The organism is Bradyrhizobium sp. CCBAU 51765 (assembly GCF_015291725.1).
GTDB lineage: Bacteria > Pseudomonadota > Alphaproteobacteria > Rhizobiales > Xanthobacteraceae > Bradyrhizobium > Bradyrhizobium liaoningense.
The window spans coordinates 1,031,862-1,046,725 of the sequence record NZ_CP030038.1 but is presented as its reverse complement, the minus strand read 5'-3'; the positions used below and the strand labels follow the sequence as shown (position 1 = coordinate 1,046,725).

The window sequence follows — 14,864 nt, the reverse complement described above, 5'->3', positions numbered from 1 at the left end:
CTTCCGTCCGCTGCCGCGCTGACAGTTTCTCTTCGGCCGTGCACGCAGCTTTCCGAGGTCTGAGAGGACGTCTGCATATTTGCTGCGCTGCGAGACGCGACTGCCTTATGCGGCTGCTGCAAGCCGAAAGCTCGCCAACATCCAAGATGCGACATCGCGAGGCTTGTCGGATGCCGACAATGCGTCCAAACTGTGATCAAAGTCGCTGGAATGCGGCATGCCCCCAGCGGTTAAAAACGAAGCGCGCCGAAACGCGTTCGAACAAACAGGCCGCCAGGGAGGACGTCCATGACTGCAAAGTCTGAAAAGACCAGAACAACTCGTCGCAAATTCTTGCTGGCCGCAGGCGCGACCGGCGCTGCTGCCATCGCCATGCCGCAAGTCAGCCGGGCGCAGACAGTGACCATGAAGATGCAGGGCTCGTGGGGCAAGGCCGATGTCTTCAACGAGATGGCCGAAGACTATGTGAAGCGCGTCAACGAGATGGCCGGAGGACGGCTGCGCATCGACTATCTCGTCGGCGGCTCGGTCGTGCATCCGTTCCAGGTCTTCGACGGCGTTCATGGCGGCCAGATCGACGCGGCCCACACCGTCACCGTCTACTGGTACGGCAAGCACAAGGCCGCCTCGCTGTTCGGCACGGGCCCGGTGTTCGGCTTCAACGCCAACGAAGGCCTTGGCTGGATCCACAACGGCGGCGGCAAGGAGCTGTTCGAGGAGCTCCAGACCAAGATCATGAACGTCAACATCAAGAGCTTCTTCGCCATGCCGATGCCGACGCAGCCGCTCGGCTGGTTCAAGAAGCCGATCACCAGCGACGCCGATCTCAAGGGCTTGAAGTACCGCACGGTGGGTCTGGCCGCCGATCTCTTCCAGGCGATGGGCGCATCCGTCGCGCAGCTGCCCGGCGGCGAGATCGTGCCCGCGATGGAACGCGGCGTGATCGACGGGTTCGAGTTCAACAACCCGACCTCGGACCGGCGCTTCGGCGCGCAGGATGTCGCCAAGAACTACATGATGGGCAGTCATCATCAGGCGACGGAATATTTCGAGATCATGTTCAACCGGACGAAGTTCAATTCGCTGCCGAAGGAACAGCAGGCGATCCTGCAATACGCCGCCGAAGCTGCTTCCTCCGCCAACGAATGGAAGGCCATGGACTATTACTCGAAGGACCTGCAGGAGCTGATCAACAAGGACAAGGTCAACGTCCAGAGGACACCGAAGTCGGTGTTCGACGCGCAGATCAAGGCGTGGGACGGTCTGATCGCCCAGCTCGGCTCCGACCCGTTCATGAAGAAGGTGATGGACTCGCAGAAGGAATGGGTGCGCCGCGTGGTCTACTACAACATGAACAACGCGACGGACTACCGCGGCGCCTTCGACCATCACTTCCCGGGCGTGCTCAAGGCCTGACGGCCGGCGCGGCGCACTGCGTCGGGCCGTAATCGCGTGGGGGCGGCGCAATCGAAGCGCCGCCCACGAGTTGGGAGGGGGACATCCGGATGGTCTGCTCGCAGCGAGCTCGGCTCGCATGACGAAATTCCTGTTCTTCATCGATGAGCTCAGCACGTGGGTCGGCAAGGCGTTCGCCTGGCTGATTCTCGTGCTCACACTGGGTGTCAGCTACGAGGTATTCGTGCGCTACGTGCTGCGTGCGCCGACCACCTGGGCTTTCGACATCAGCTATATCACCTATGGCGCGATGTTCCTGATGGCCGGCGCGTATACGCTCTCGCGCAACGGCCATGTGCGTGCCGACGTGGTCTACCGCCTCTGGTCGCCGCGCACCCAGGCGACGATGGACCTCGTCCTGTATATCCTGTTCTTCCTGCCGGCGATCGCCGCGCTGATGTATTCGGGCTGGAACTACGCCCAGATGTCGGTACGCTTCCGCGAAGTCAGTATCTTCAGTCCGGCCGGCGTGCCGGTGTTTCCGCTGAAGGCGCTGATCCCTCTCACCGGTTTCCTTCTGTTTCTGCAAGGATTCGCTGAGATCATTCGCTGTGTGCTGTGCATCCGCACCGGCCGATGGCCGCAACGCTTGCACGACGTGGAAGAGACCGAGAGCCTCGTCATCCGCGAACATCAGCAGCACGCGGCCGAGCCGCAGAGCGAGAAGGGACCAGGCGCATGACCGATCCTCAACTCGGCATGCTGATGCTGGGCCTCTTCATCTTCATCATCATGCTCGGCTTCCCGATCGCGTTCACGCTGATGGCGATGGGCGTCTCGTTCGGCTACTACGCCTACTACACCCCCGGTCAGGACTTCTTCCAGAACCGCATCTTCACGCTTCTGGTACAGAAGACGTTCGAGGTCACATCCAGTGATGTGCTGGTTGCGGTTCCGCTGTTCCTGTTCATGGGCTATCTGATCGAGCGCGCAAACATTCTCGACCGCCTGTTCTACTCGCTGCAATTGTCGATGAAGAACGTGCCGGGCGCGCTGGCGGTGGCAACGCTGATCACCTGCGCGATGTTCGCGACCGCGACCGGCATCGTCGGCGCGGTTGTCACGCTGATGGGCCTGCTGGCCTTGCCGGCGATGCTGCGCGCCGGTTACGACGTCAAGCTGTCGGCGGGCGTCGTCTGCGCCGGCGGCTGCCTCGGCATCCTGATTCCGCCGAGCATTCTGCTGATCGTCTATGCGGCAACCGCCGGCGTTTCGGCGGTCAAGCTTTATGCGGCCGCTTTCTTTCCGGGATTCCTGTTGGCCGGCCTCTACGTCCTCTATGCGATGGCGCGCGCGATCATCAATCCAGCGCTGGCGCCGAAGCTGCCGCCCGAGCAGACCAACGTGCCGCTCAGCACGGTCATCTGGGCGCTCGCCACATCGTTCCTGCCGCTGGCGTTGCTGATCGTTTCGGTGCTCGGCGCGATCCTTTTCGGCCTGGCGACGCCATCCGAGGCCGCCGCGGTGGGCGCCCTCATGAGCATCGTTCTGGCCGCCGCCTATCGTTCGCTCAACTTCACGATGATGCGCGAATCGGTCTATCTGACCGTGCGTGCCACCGCGATGGTCTGTTACCTGTTCATCGGGTCGTGGACGTTCTCGGCGGTGTTTGCCGTCCTCGGCGGACAGACCGTGGTCGAGCAGTTCTTCGCCGCGATGAACCTGTCGCCGATCGGGTTCCTGCTGTTGACCCAGGTGATCATCTTCCTGCTCGGCTGGCCGCTGGAATGGACCGAGATCATCATCATCTTCGTGCCGATCTTCCTGCCGCTGCTGCCCCAATACGGCATCGATCCGATCTTCTTCGGAATCCTGGTGGCACTGAACACGCAGACGGCGTTCAACACGCCGCCGGTCGCGATGGCGGCCTTCTATCTGAAGGGCGTGGCGCCGCCTCAGGTGAAGCTGACCGACATCTTCTCCGGCGCGCTTCCCTTTGTCGGTCTGGTCTTCCTCACCATGGCACTGGTCTACATCTTCCCGGGGATCGCATTGTGGTTGCCCACCTATCTCTATGGATCGCGATGAACGCGCCTGGCAAACCGCCGAAAGGCTGCGCATGAGTCTCAACACGCTCGGCCTCATGGAAGCTGCGGCCGGCATCCGCGACGGCCGGCTCAGTTCGGCGGAGCTCGTCGGCGACTGCCTCAAGCGCATCGACGAGGTCGATCGCGAAATCCATGCATGGGCGTTTCTCGATCGCGACCACGCGATGCGGCAGGCCGAGGCTGCTGACGATCATCGTAAGCAGGGCAAGGCCGTAGGCCCGCTGCATGGCGTGCCCGTGGGCATCAAGGATATATTCGATACCGGCGACATGCCGACGGAATTCGGATCAGAGCTGTGGGCCGGACGCACGCCGCGGCGCGATGCGGCGGTCGTGGCGCGTCTGCGCGCGGCCGGCGCCGTGATCCTCGGCAAGACGGTGACCACCGAGTACGCGTACTACAATCCGGGCAAGACCCGAAATCCGCACAACCCAGATCACACGCCCGGCGGATCGTCCTCGGGCTCCGCCGCGGCCGTCGCGGCGCTGATGGTGCCAGGTGCTGTCGGATCACAGACCAACGGCTCGGTGATCCGTCCTGCCGCCTTCTGCGGCGTGGTCGGTTTCAAGCCCTCGCACGGCCTCATTCCGCGCAGCGGCGCGCTCGAATTGTCGCGCACACTCGATCATGTCGGCGTGTTCGGGCGCAGCGTGGAGGACGCGGCCCTGCTGGCCGAGGTCATGGTCGACTTCGACCGGGAGGATTTGGACACGCGGCCCGTTGCGCGCCCGCCATTCTCTGCGGTTGCGGCGAGCGAGCCGCCATTGCCGCCGCGATTTGCCTTCGTGCGCTCTCCGGTCTGGGATCAGGCCGAGCCAGTGGCACGTGAGGCCTTTGCCGAGCTTGTCGAGGCTTTGGGCGAGGCTTGCAGCGAGGTCGAGCTTGGGCCTGGCTTCGATAGAGCCGTCGATATGCACCGTATCATCATGGAAGTTGATATGGCGCACAATCTGCGGCGCGACTACCAGCGAGGCGGCGACAAGTTGAGCACGCCTCTACGCCAGGCGATCGAACGCGGCCGCGCGCATCTTGCGGTGGACTACTGCAGCGCTCTGGCCGGGATTTCCCCGCTCAACCAGGCTCTGGACCATATTTTCGACGAGTACGACGCCGTGCTGACGCCTGCGGCGCCGGGTGCGGCGCCCGGCATTGAAACAACCGGCAACCCGGTTTTCTGCACGCTCTGGACCTATCTCGGCGTACCCGCCATCAGCCTGCCATTGATGCGTTCCGAAGCCGGCCTTCCGCTGGGCGTCCAGCTCGTCGGCCGCCGCGGCAACGATGCCCGCCTCTTGCGCACGGCGCGCTGGCTCGTCAGGAATATCGGGCGCACTCGTGGCAGCGCTCGGCGCAGCGTCCCGAGCGCCGGGTCGAGCTCGGCTCCCGGCGCGGAGAAAAGGAAAGTGCGATGACCAATCTGATCACCGGACTCATCGGCCTCGCGCTTATGATGGCATTTCTTGGAATCCTGGTGGTTTGGATCAAGGCCATCCCGCTCATCGTCATTGTGGTTGGCGTGGTGATCCTGGCCGTGGTCGACTTCGTCCATTCACTGCGGACGACGAACGGCACGCTTCGCTGAGCGCCGGCGCAAATCGTCCTCGCATGGCATGTCGCGCTACACCATCACACCAGGTGACACGCCACAAAATGCCCCGCCGCCCCCTCCTTCAGCACCGGCGCGCTCTCCGCGCAACGCGGTTGGGCGATCGGGCAGCGGGTGTGGAAGTGGCAGCCCGAGGGCGGCTTCATCGGGCTCGGCACGTCGCCCTTGAGGCGGATGCGCTCGCGCTTCAGCTTGGGATCGGGCACCGGCACCGCCGACAGCAGCGCCCTGGTGTAGGGATGCTGCGGATTGCGGTAGAGATCGCTCGCTTTCGCCAGCTCCACGATGCGTCCGAGATACATCACCGCGACGCGATCGGAGATGTGCTCGACCACCGAGAGATCGTGCGCGACGAAGAGATAGGTCAGGTTCAATTCGGCTTGGAGGTCTTCCAGGAGGTTGATCACCTGGGCCTGGATCGACACGTCGAGCGCAGAGACCGGCTCGTCGCAGACGATCAGCTTGGGCTCGACCGCGAGCGCGCGCGCGATCACGATGCGCTGGCGCTGCCCGCCGGAGAACTCGTGCGGATAGCGCCGCATGTGCTCGGCCTTGAGCCCGACCTTGACCAGCAGGCTCGCGACGCGCTCCTCGCGCTCCTTGGTGGAGGTCGCGAGATTATGGATGGTGAAGGCCTCGCCGAGGATGGCGCCGACCGTCATGCGCGGATTGAGCGAAGCGAACGGGTCCTGGAACACCAGCTGCATGTTCCGCCGCATCGCGCGCAGATCGTTGCCGCCGAGCTTGCGCACGTCCTGGCCGTCGAAGGTGATCTCGCCGTCGGTCGGCTCGATCAGGCGCAGCACGCAGCGCCCCGTCGTCGACTTGCCGCAGCCGGATTCGCCGACGAGACCGAGCGTCTCGCCGCGATTGACCGAGAACGACACGCCGTCGACCGCATAGACGCTGCCGACCTGGCGCGACAGCAGGCCACCGAGGACAGGGAAGTGTTTCTTCAGGCCGCTGACGCGCAGCAACGGTTCGCTCATGCCGCGCCTCCCAGGCTGCTATCTCCCAAGTGACAGGCCATGCGATGGCCGGGCGCGACCTCGCGCAGCAACGGCTCCTTCTCGGTGCAGACGTTCATCGCGAACTTGCACCGCGGGGCAAAGCGGCAGCCGACCGGCGGATTGATCAGGATCGGTACCGAGCCGCCGATCGCCTCCAGCCGCGTCTTGTGCTCGCTGTCGAGGTCGATGCGCGGGATCGAGCGGATCAACCCTTGCGTATAGGGATGGCGGGGATCGCCGAAGAGCTCGTCGACCGCCGCCTCTTCCACCACCTTGCCGGCGTACATCACGACGACGCGCTGCGCCGTCTCGGCGACGACGCCCATGGCATGGGTGATCAACATCACCGCCATGCCGAAGCGTTCCTTCATGTCCTGCAAGAGGTCGAGGATCTGCGCCTGGATGGTGACGTCGAGTGCGGTGGTCGGCTCGTCGGCAATGATCAGCTTCGGCTTGCAGGCGAGCGCCATCGCGATCATCACGCGCTGGCGCATGCCGCCGGAGAACTGGTGCGGATAATTGTGCACGCGGCCTTCGGCATTGGGGATCTGCACCAGCTTCAGCATCTCGATGGTGCGTTCCAGGGCCTGCTTTCTCGTCACCGCCTCGTGGCGGCGCAGGCTCTCGGCGATCTGCTCGCCGATGGTGAGCACCGGATTGAGCGAGGTCATCGGCTCCTGGAAGATGAAGCCGATCTCCTTGGCGCGGATCTCGTCGAGCTGATTGCTGGTCAGCGGCACGAGATCGCGCCCCTCGAAAATGATCTGGCCCGCCGCGATCCGGCCCGGCGGCATCGCGATCAGCTTCAGGATCGACATTGCGGTGACGGTCTTGCCGCAGCCGGACTCGCCGACGACGCAGAGCGTCTCTCCCCTGTTGATGGAGATGTCGACGCCGTCGACGGCCTGGAGGATGCCGTCGTCGGTGGAAAAGTGGGTTTTCAGGCCCTTGATCTCGAGCAGCGGCGCCATCAGATCACCCGTCGCGCATCGAGCGCGTCACGCAGGCCGTCGCCGATGAAGTTGATGGCGACCACCGCGATGAAGATCGCGCCGCCCGGGAACAGCGCCCAGTGCGGGCCGATATCGAGGAAGTCCTTGGCATCGTACAGCAGCCGTCCCCAGGTCGGGGTGTCAGGCGGAAAGCCGAGGCCGAGGAAGGACAGCGTCGATTCCGCGATGATGGCGGCCGCAACGTCGATGGTGCCGGCGATGATCACCGGACCGAGCGCATTTGGCAGGATATGCTTGACCACCTGCCGCACCGGACTTGCACCGAGCGCACGTGCAGCCTCCACGAATTCCTTTTCGCGGATCGACAGGAACTGCGCGCGCACCAGGCGCGCGACCGGCATCCAGCGGAGCCCCCCGATCACCAGAACGATCAGGATGAAGATGCCGCCCTCGGGGCCGAACACCTGCTTCAACCCGTCGCGGAAGAGATAGATCAGCAGCAAGAGCAGCGGCAGCTGCGGCAACGACAGGAACAGATCCGTGAGCCACATCAGGCCATGGCCGAGCGCGCCGCGCGACATGCCGGCCAGCGCGCCGATCAGCACGCCGATAAAGACCGAGACCAGCATCGCGGCAAGGCCGACGGCGAGCGAGATGCGCCCGCCATAGATCATGCGGGCGAGGATGTCCTGCCCGAGATCGTCGGTACCGAACGGATGGGCCAGCGACGGCCCCTGCATACCCGCCACAATGTCGATCTCGTCGATCTTGACCCGCCAGACGAACGGACCGAACACCACCGCCAGGACAAGAACCAGGAGCAGGAACGCGCTGACAACGGCAAGCTTGTGGCGGCTGTAGCGCCGCCACGTCTCGCGCCAGGGCGAGTAGACCCGCCGCTCAGCGGAGGGAGATGCGAGGGTCAAGCCAGCCATACAGGACGTCCGCGATGAGATTGAACAGGACCACAAGGCACGCGAACACGAAGGTGACGGCCATCACCACCGGCGTGTCGTTGGAAAGGATGGAGGAGATCAGCAGCGAGCCGATGCCGGGGATGCGGAAGATCTGCTCGGTGACGATGGCGCCGCCGAACACCGCGGGCATCTGCAACGCAATCAGCGTCACGACCGGGATCATGGCGTTGCGCATCACGTGCTTGACGATGACCGTGGCCTGGCCAAGTCCCTTCGCACGCGCCGTGGTCACGTAGTCGAGCCGGATCACGTCGAGCATCGCCGAACGGACGAAGCGCGTCATCGACGCCGCCTGGAACAGGCCGAGCACCGCCACCGGCATGATCGCCTGCCTGATCATCTCCAGCACCCAGCGGATGCCGGTTGCCTTGATGTCGGTCGTATAGACGAACGGCAGCCAGTCCAGCGTGACCGAGAAGATCAGGATGAACAGGATGCCGGTGAAGAAGGTCGGCAGCGAGAAGCCGACGAAGGCAAGCGTATTCGCGATCTGGTCGAACAGCGAATACGGCCTGGTCGCGGCATAGACACCGACGGGGATCGCGATCAGGAGCGCCAGGATCTGCGCCGAGCCGATCACGTAGAGCGTGGCCGGCAGGCGCTGGAGGATCAACTGGTCGACATCCATCCGGCTGACGAACGAGAAACCCCAGTCGCCGTGCAGCATGGCGTTGAGCCAGTGCAGGTAACGGAGATAGATCGGATCGTCGAGCCCGAACTTGGCCCGGAGGGCGGCCTGCACTTCCGGCGGCACGTTCGGGTTGGTCGCCAACTCGGAGAACGGATCGCCGGGCGCGAGCGCGAGCACGACGAACAGCACGACCGAGATTCCGAGCAGGCTCGGAATCGCGATCAGGAGGCGACGCAGGACGTATTGACTCATGAGGGAAAGCCCCCGTCTAGCGCTGGGGGATCATTCCTCGCGGTACCAGTCGAACAGGTTGTCGGTTTCGTTGGCCCAACCCGAGATCACCGGACGCAAATTGTTCGCGGCCGCCTCCACCTTGAGACGATGCATCACCGGGATGAACACCGTGTCCTGCCACATCAGATCGTTAGCCTTGATATAGAACGCCGCACGCTTGACCGGATCCATCTCCATATCGGCAGCGTTGATCACCGCGTCATAGTCCTTGTTGACCCAGCGCGGGAAGTTCGTGCCCTGCCACTTGTTCTCCTTGGTGGCGACGCTGGTGGACAGGTAGCGGCGCATGTGCTGCGACGGATCCGGTTGACTGAGCGGGATCTGGAACATCTCGATGTCGGCGTAGAACTTCGGATAGGTGTCGGGATTGGCGACGTCGGAGGAGAAAAAGACCGAGGCGACCACCGACTTCAGCTCGACCTCGATGCCGGCCTTCTGGCAGGCCTGCTTGACGATGGCCTGGGTCTTCTGGCGCGGACCATTGATGGAGGTCTGGTACAGGATCTTCAGCTTCTTGCCGTCCTTCTCGCGGATGCCGTCGGCACCGGGCTTCCAGCCGGCGTCGTCGAGCATCTTGGCGGCCTTCTCGATGTTGAATTCCCAGCTCGTGTTCTTGGAGACGAACTTTTCAGGGCCGTTGAGGAAGTTCGCGGTGGTGCGGCCGGCGCGGCCGTAGATCGCCTTCTTGACGGACTCGCGATCGACCAGCAGCGACAGCGCCTTGCGCACGACGGGATCCGAGAACAGCGGATGCTTGGTCTTCATCGACGAACGTTCGCCGTCGACCTCGACGTTCGGATCGGTGAAATTGAGCGCGATGAACTCGGTATCGCCGCCGACGGCATAGACGGTCTTGCCCTTGCCGCCCTTTTCCAGGCGCAGCAGCACGTCGTCCTCGACCTGGATATTCCAGCCGAAATCATACTCGCCGGTCTGGATCACGGCGCGTGCCGCCGAGACGGCGTCACCGCCGCCCTTCATCTCGAGCGTATCGAAATAGGGCCGGTTGGCCATGTGATAGTCGGGATTGATCACGCCGCGGATGAGATCGCCCGGCTTGAACTCGACGAACTTGTAGGGCCCGGTCCCGACAGGCGCGAGGTTGGTCGGAGCCTCGCGCGATTTGGAGCCGATGAAATCGGCAAAGAGATGCTTCGGCAGGATTTGCCCGGTCGCACCGACGAAGGCGTCGGCCCAGAATGGCGTCGGTTTCGGGAAAGTAATCTTGACCGTGAGATCGTCGATCTTCTCGACAGTGAGGTCGCGATAGGTCGCGATGGTCACGGCCGCAGTGGCCGGATCCTTGATGTACTGCCACGTGAATACGACATCGTCGGCCGAGAACGGCTTGCCGTCATGCCACTTCACGCCGGGCTTCAGCTTCCACGTCACCGACTTGCCGTCGGCGGCCAGCAGGCCGTTTTGGGTCGAGGGAATTTCGGACGCCAGAACCAGCTTCATGTTGCCGTCCGGATCCCAGCAGGCAAGCGGCTCATAGAACAGGCGCGAGCCGTCCTGGTCCTTGGTGCCGGTGGCGAAATGCGGATTGAGCAAGGTCGGGCCCTGCCACCACAACAGCTTCAGCGCACCACCGCCGCCGCGTTTGGTCGGCTTGTAGGTGGACGCGCCCTGCGCCATGGCAACACCGCCGAGCGCGAGGATCTGGTTGGCCAGCGGTGCGGTCAGGCCAACGGCAGCCATGCGCTGGATAAAGGCGCGGCGATCCATCCGCCCGTCCTTCACCTGGCCGATCATCGAACGCAGTTCTTTATCCAGCATGGTTGTCCCCCGTCTGGTTCCGACATGGATGCAGGCGGCCGCAGGAGGCGACCGCCGGGTTTGGCTGGCGGTAGATGGCACACCGAATGGGGTGCACGTCAACTGGGACCGTGTGTATGCAAACGGTCTTCTGGCTGTCCGTTGGGCAAAATCGCGTTCCGCAGCCCATCCGTTCGGCAATCCAGCATCAAAACGTGCTGGATTGCGCGCTGCACTGCGGAAAATTTGTTCGCCGCATCCGACGAAGTATCAAGGTGAAATTAGGCGACGGACATGTCGAGCGGCGGCGCGACGTGATCCGGCAGCGGACAGATATAAGGTGTCTTGGCCGTCCGCTTTTGAAGGTCCGCCTTGGCGGCCTTGATCAGCTCCGGTTCCGTCAGCGCCTTGATGCCGAGGCCGGCCATCGCCTTGGCCGCCTGCACCATGGCCTTGTGGGCATGTGGGCTCTTGCCCTGCGCGACCACCTGCCAGGTGTGGAAGGGCGTGCCGATCGCAACCGTGGGTGCGTGCACCTGCACGGTCGGCACCACCCAGCTCACGTCGCCGACATCGGTCGAACCGACCAGCGGGTTGCGCTTGGCATCGAGCGGCACCAGGAAGTCGGCCAGCGGCCGGTCGGTCGGCTCCATGCCGATCGCATAATAGACCGACGAGATGTCCTTGTCGCTCAGCGTCGCACGGATCTGGCTGGCAAAGCTCTTGTCCGCGTCGTCGAAATGCGGCGGTCCGAGTTCTTCCATCACCTGGTGCAGCGCGTGCTCCAGCGGCGCGTTCGGCAGGATGTTGGAGACCGCCGAGATGATCTTCATCTCGACTTTGGTCTCGGTCATCAACGCGGCGCCCTGCGCGATCTTGGAGACGCGCTCGACCAGCTCGTTCATGCCGGGAAGGTCACGGGCGCGAATCGAATAGCGCACGCGCGCATGCGCCTGCACCACGTTCGGCGCGATGCCGCCGGTGTCGAGCAAAGCGTAGTGCACGCGGGCATCGCTCGGCATGTGCTCACGCATGTAGTTCACGCCGACATTCATCAATTCCACTGCGTCGAGCGCCGAACGGCCGAGATGCGGCGAGGCGGCCGCATGCGAGGTACGGCCGGTGAAGATGAAATCCGCGCGCGTGTTGGCGAGCGACGGCGTCACCGCGACTTCCCAGAAGCTGTGCGGATGCCAGGTGATGGCGATGTCGGCGTCTTCGAACGCGCCGGAGCGCACCATGAAGGCCTTTGCCGCGCCGCCTTCTTCCGCAGGGCAGCCGTAATAGCGCACGCGGCCCGGCACCTTGTTCTCGGCCAGCCAGTCCTTTACCGCGGTCGCGGCGAGCAGCGCGGCGGAACCGAGCAGATTGTGACCGCAACCGTGGCCATGGCCGCCGGTCTCGATCGGACGATGCTCGGCGACACCCGCCTCCTGGCTGAGGCCCGGCAGCGCGTCGTATTCACCCATGAAGGCGATGACCGGACCACCCTCGCCCCACTCGCCCATCACCGCAGTCGGGATGCCGGCGACGTTCTCGGTGATCCGGAATCCCTGATGGCGCAGCTCGGCGAGATGCTCGGCCGCGGACCGCGCCTCGGTGTAGCAGACCTCAGGCATGCCCCAGACCCTGTCGCTGAGGTCGATGAAACGTGCCTTGATCGTATCGATGCCACGCCAGATGTCGCTGCGATTGTCCATGCTTGTCGTCCGTGATCCCAAGGTCAAACGAAGCGGCAATGGTTAGCAGCTTCGCTATGCGGCGCCTAGCATTCCGCCGGACAGCAGCCATGCGGCCGGTGCCGGATCGCACGGACGCCCGATCCACGAGGTATCTCCGCGCCTTTCGAAGAGTTCACGCGGCGTTCTCCGGAATAGTTGGCGGCGAGGCTTTCAAGACGGCCTGCCCCGGCCTAAATTATGCTTGCTCGTCGTTCCGCTAGCCATACCGGAGCGATGCTCTCAGCCAGGAGAACTCCATGCCCGCTCTGACCGAATGGAGAGTGCCGCCGGCGAACCAGCCGCGGGCGAGCGACTACGGCTTCGATCTCGACCGCGCGCTCGCATCCATCGTCGGCCTGCACGCCATCGTCCCGCCGGACGCCTTCAGCGCCGAGACGCTGGGCACCGAGCGCGCCGGCAACGGCGTCGTGATCGACGACGGGCTGGTGCTCACGATAGGCTATCTCATCACTGAGGCAGAGACGGTCTGGCTGCACCGCGCCGACGGACGCGTGGTGGAGGGTCATGCGCTCGGCTTCGATTCCGAGACCGGGTTCGGGCTGGTGCAGGCGCTCGGCCAGCTCGACGTCGCGCCGCTGTCGCTCGGCTCGTCGGCGGCAACCCGGATCGGCGACCGCGTCGTGGTCGGCGGCGCCGGCGGGCGCACGCGCTCGGTCGCAAGCCAGATCGTGGCCAAGCAGGAATTCGCCGGCTACTGGGAGTATCTGCTGGATGAGGCCATCTTCACCTGTCCCGCACATCCGAACTGGGGCGGCACGGCCCTTCTCAACGAACGCGGCGAGTTGATCGGCATCGGCTCGCTCCAGCTCGACCGGGAACGTGACGGCAAGGCCGAGCACGTCAATATGATCGTGCCGATCGACCTCTTGAAGCCGATCCTCGAGGACTTGCGCAAATTCGGCCGGGTCAACAGGCCGGCGCGGCCCTGGCTCGGGCTCTTCTCGACCGAGATCGACAACCGCGTGGTGGTGATCGGGATCTCCACCAACGGCCCGGCCGCCCGCGCCGAGCTCAAGACCGGCGATGTCATTCTCGCCGTGGACGGCGAGAAGGTCACGAGCCAGAGCGCGTTCTACAGGAAGATGTGGACGCTCGGCGCTGCCGGCGTCGACGTGCCGCTCACCGTGCATCATGAGGGCGTCACCTTCGACGTCACCGTGACGTCGACCGATCGCTTCAAGCTGTTGAAGGCGCCGAAGCTGCATTGACCCCAAGGACCGATCCCGAGGCTTGAGGAAGCGGGCGATGACCGAGGCCGTGGTCGACGACATCGTTGCCGTGCTGCCACCGTTGCTCAATGCGCTGGAAGCACTCGGCTTCTTCCAGCGGCATTTGCACCCGCCGGCCTTCGCCGCGGTGATGAACGCAATCGGCACACCTGACGAGGCGCTAGAGGCGGCACGCGCGGCGATCGGCGACTGGCCTGAACAGTTCGCCGGCTTGCGTGAACGGCTCGATCGCTCCTGCGACGAGGCCCTCGCCGCCTTTGCCGGCATCCGCGAGGTCGAGCGTGGCAATGGCGATCTCGTCGCGGTCTTCCGGGCCCTGCGCCATGTTCCCCGCGCACAGGAGGCACTGTATCCGCTGGCGGTACAGTTCCCGCCCGTGAGCAGCTTCTTTCTCAACGCCGCCAATCGCGAGAACCACGATCTGCTGTCGCGACTGGAAGCCGGCGCAGGCGAACACACCGGCGTCTTCCACGATCACAATGAGCCCGGCAGCCGTGGCGGCTTCTCAGCCTATGTGCCCGAATACTGCGTGCCCGGCCGGCCAATGCCGCTGGTGATGGCACTGCATGGCGGCAGCGGCAACGGACGCGGCTTTCTGTGGAGCTGGCTGCGCGACGCGCGCAGTCTCGGCGCGGTCCTGGTGGCGCCGACCGCGACCGGCCCGACCTGGGCTCTGATGGGCGACGACACCGACACGCCGAATCTCATGCGCATCCTTGAGATTGTGCGCGGCCGCTGGAGCATCGACGCCTCGCGCATGCTTCTGACCGGCATGAGCGACGGCGGCACCTTCTGCTACGTCACCGGGCTCGACGGCGCCTCGCCGTTCACTCATCTCGCCCCTGTTGCGGCGACCTTTCATCCGCTGATGGCGGAGATGGCGGACGCAACGCGCCTCCAGGGCCTGCCGGTCTTCATCACGCACGGCAAGCTCGACTGGATGTTTCCGGTGCAGACCGCACGGCAGACGCAGGCGGCGCTCTCCACCGCCGGCGCCAATGTCACCTACCGCGAGATCGACGACCTCAGCCACACCTATCCGTGCGAGATCAATGCGGAATTGCTGCAGTGGCTGAATGGAGGATGAACGACCTCTCCTTAGATGCGCCGCATGGCCGGGGAACCATCACTCCGGGCCGACGTTATCGCCCGTCACCGGAG

13 protein-coding genes are annotated in these 14,864 nt (G+C 64.3%); 7 read left to right on the top strand and 6 right to left on the bottom strand.

All coding sequences use genetic code 11. The features are described from left to right. The first annotated feature begins 288 nt into the window (after positions 1-288). The 5 genes from XH96_RS04850 to XH96_RS04830 all read left to right on the top strand — a co-directional run bounded on the left by XH96_RS04850 (position 289) and on the right by XH96_RS04830 (position 5,085). On the top strand, positions 289-1,416 hold the full coding sequence (locus XH96_RS04850) for a TRAP transporter substrate-binding protein (protein WP_194391298.1): 1,128 nt from the start codon (positions 289-291) through the stop codon (positions 1,414-1,416). A gap of 118 nt (positions 1,417-1,534) precedes the next feature. Further along, positions 1,535-2,137: a TRAP transporter small permease subunit gene (locus XH96_RS04845; protein WP_194391297.1), complete on the top strand. Its 603-nt coding sequence runs from the start codon at positions 1,535-1,537 to the stop codon at positions 2,135-2,137. Beyond that, positions 2,134-3,483: a TRAP transporter large permease subunit gene (locus tag XH96_RS04840; protein WP_194391296.1), complete on the top strand. Its 1,350-nt coding sequence runs from the start codon at positions 2,134-2,136 to the stop codon at positions 3,481-3,483. Before XH96_RS04845 ends, XH96_RS04840 begins: the two co-directional genes overlap by 4 nt. A 55-nt stretch (positions 3,484-3,538) precedes the next feature. Continuing rightward, the gene (locus XH96_RS04835) at positions 3,539-4,915 is read left to right on the top strand and encodes an amidase (RefSeq protein ID WP_246789960.1); all 1,377 of its coding nucleotides are present in this window, start codon (positions 3,539-3,541) and stop codon (positions 4,913-4,915) included. Next, a complete protein-coding gene (locus tag XH96_RS04830; protein ID WP_194391295.1) occupies positions 4,912-5,085 on the top strand; it encodes a hypothetical protein in 174 nt (57 codons plus the stop codon). Before XH96_RS04835 ends, XH96_RS04830 begins: the two co-directional genes overlap by 4 nt. Before the next feature lie 44 nt (positions 5,086-5,129). Here the strand turns inward: XH96_RS04830 and XH96_RS04825 are convergent, their stop codons facing one another. The 6 genes from XH96_RS04825 to XH96_RS04800 all read right to left on the bottom strand — a co-directional run bounded on the left by XH96_RS04825 (position 5,130) and on the right by XH96_RS04800 (position 12,432). After that, a complete protein-coding gene (locus tag XH96_RS04825) occupies positions 5,130-6,098 on the bottom strand; it encodes an ABC transporter ATP-binding protein (protein WP_194391294.1) in 969 nt (322 codons plus the stop codon). After that, positions 6,095-7,090, bottom strand: a complete 996-nt coding sequence (locus tag XH96_RS04820) for an ABC transporter ATP-binding protein (protein ID WP_194391293.1) — start codon at positions 7,088-7,090, stop codon at positions 6,095-6,097. Before XH96_RS04820 ends, XH96_RS04825 begins: the two co-directional genes overlap by 4 nt. Continuing rightward, positions 7,090-8,007, bottom strand: a complete 918-nt coding sequence (locus tag XH96_RS04815; RefSeq protein WP_194391292.1) for an ABC transporter permease — start codon at positions 8,005-8,007, stop codon at positions 7,090-7,092. Before XH96_RS04815 ends, XH96_RS04820 begins: the two co-directional genes overlap by 1 nt. After that, positions 7,973-8,932, bottom strand: coding sequence for an ABC transporter permease (locus XH96_RS04810; RefSeq protein WP_028178491.1), 960 nt, complete (start codon positions 8,930-8,932; stop codon positions 7,973-7,975). The genes XH96_RS04815 and XH96_RS04810 overlap by 35 nt, the downstream gene beginning before the upstream one ends. A gap of 30 nt (positions 8,933-8,962) precedes the next feature. Then, positions 8,963-10,753, bottom strand: a complete 1,791-nt coding sequence (locus XH96_RS04805; RefSeq protein WP_194391291.1) for a peptide ABC transporter substrate-binding protein — start codon at positions 10,751-10,753, stop codon at positions 8,963-8,965. A 260-nt stretch (positions 10,754-11,013) separates the two neighbouring features. Next, complete coding sequence (locus XH96_RS04800) at positions 11,014-12,432, bottom strand: M20 family metallopeptidase (RefSeq protein WP_194391290.1); 1,419 nt, start codon at positions 12,430-12,432, stop codon at positions 11,014-11,016. A gap of 278 nt (positions 12,433-12,710) precedes the next feature. Here XH96_RS04800 and XH96_RS04795 point away from each other — a divergent pair, with 278 nt between their 5' ends. Beyond that, positions 12,711-13,682 carry a S1C family serine protease gene (locus XH96_RS04795; protein ID WP_194391289.1) on the top strand — a complete coding sequence of 324 codons (972 nt, stop codon included), beginning with the start codon at positions 12,711-12,713 and terminating at the stop codon, positions 13,680-13,682. 37 nt (positions 13,683-13,719) lie between these two features. Further along, positions 13,720-14,790 (top strand): phospholipase, encoded by a 1,071-nt coding sequence (locus XH96_RS04790; RefSeq protein WP_194391288.1) that lies wholly within the window; start codon positions 13,720-13,722, stop codon positions 14,788-14,790. Positions 14,791-14,864 lie beyond the last annotated feature (74 nt).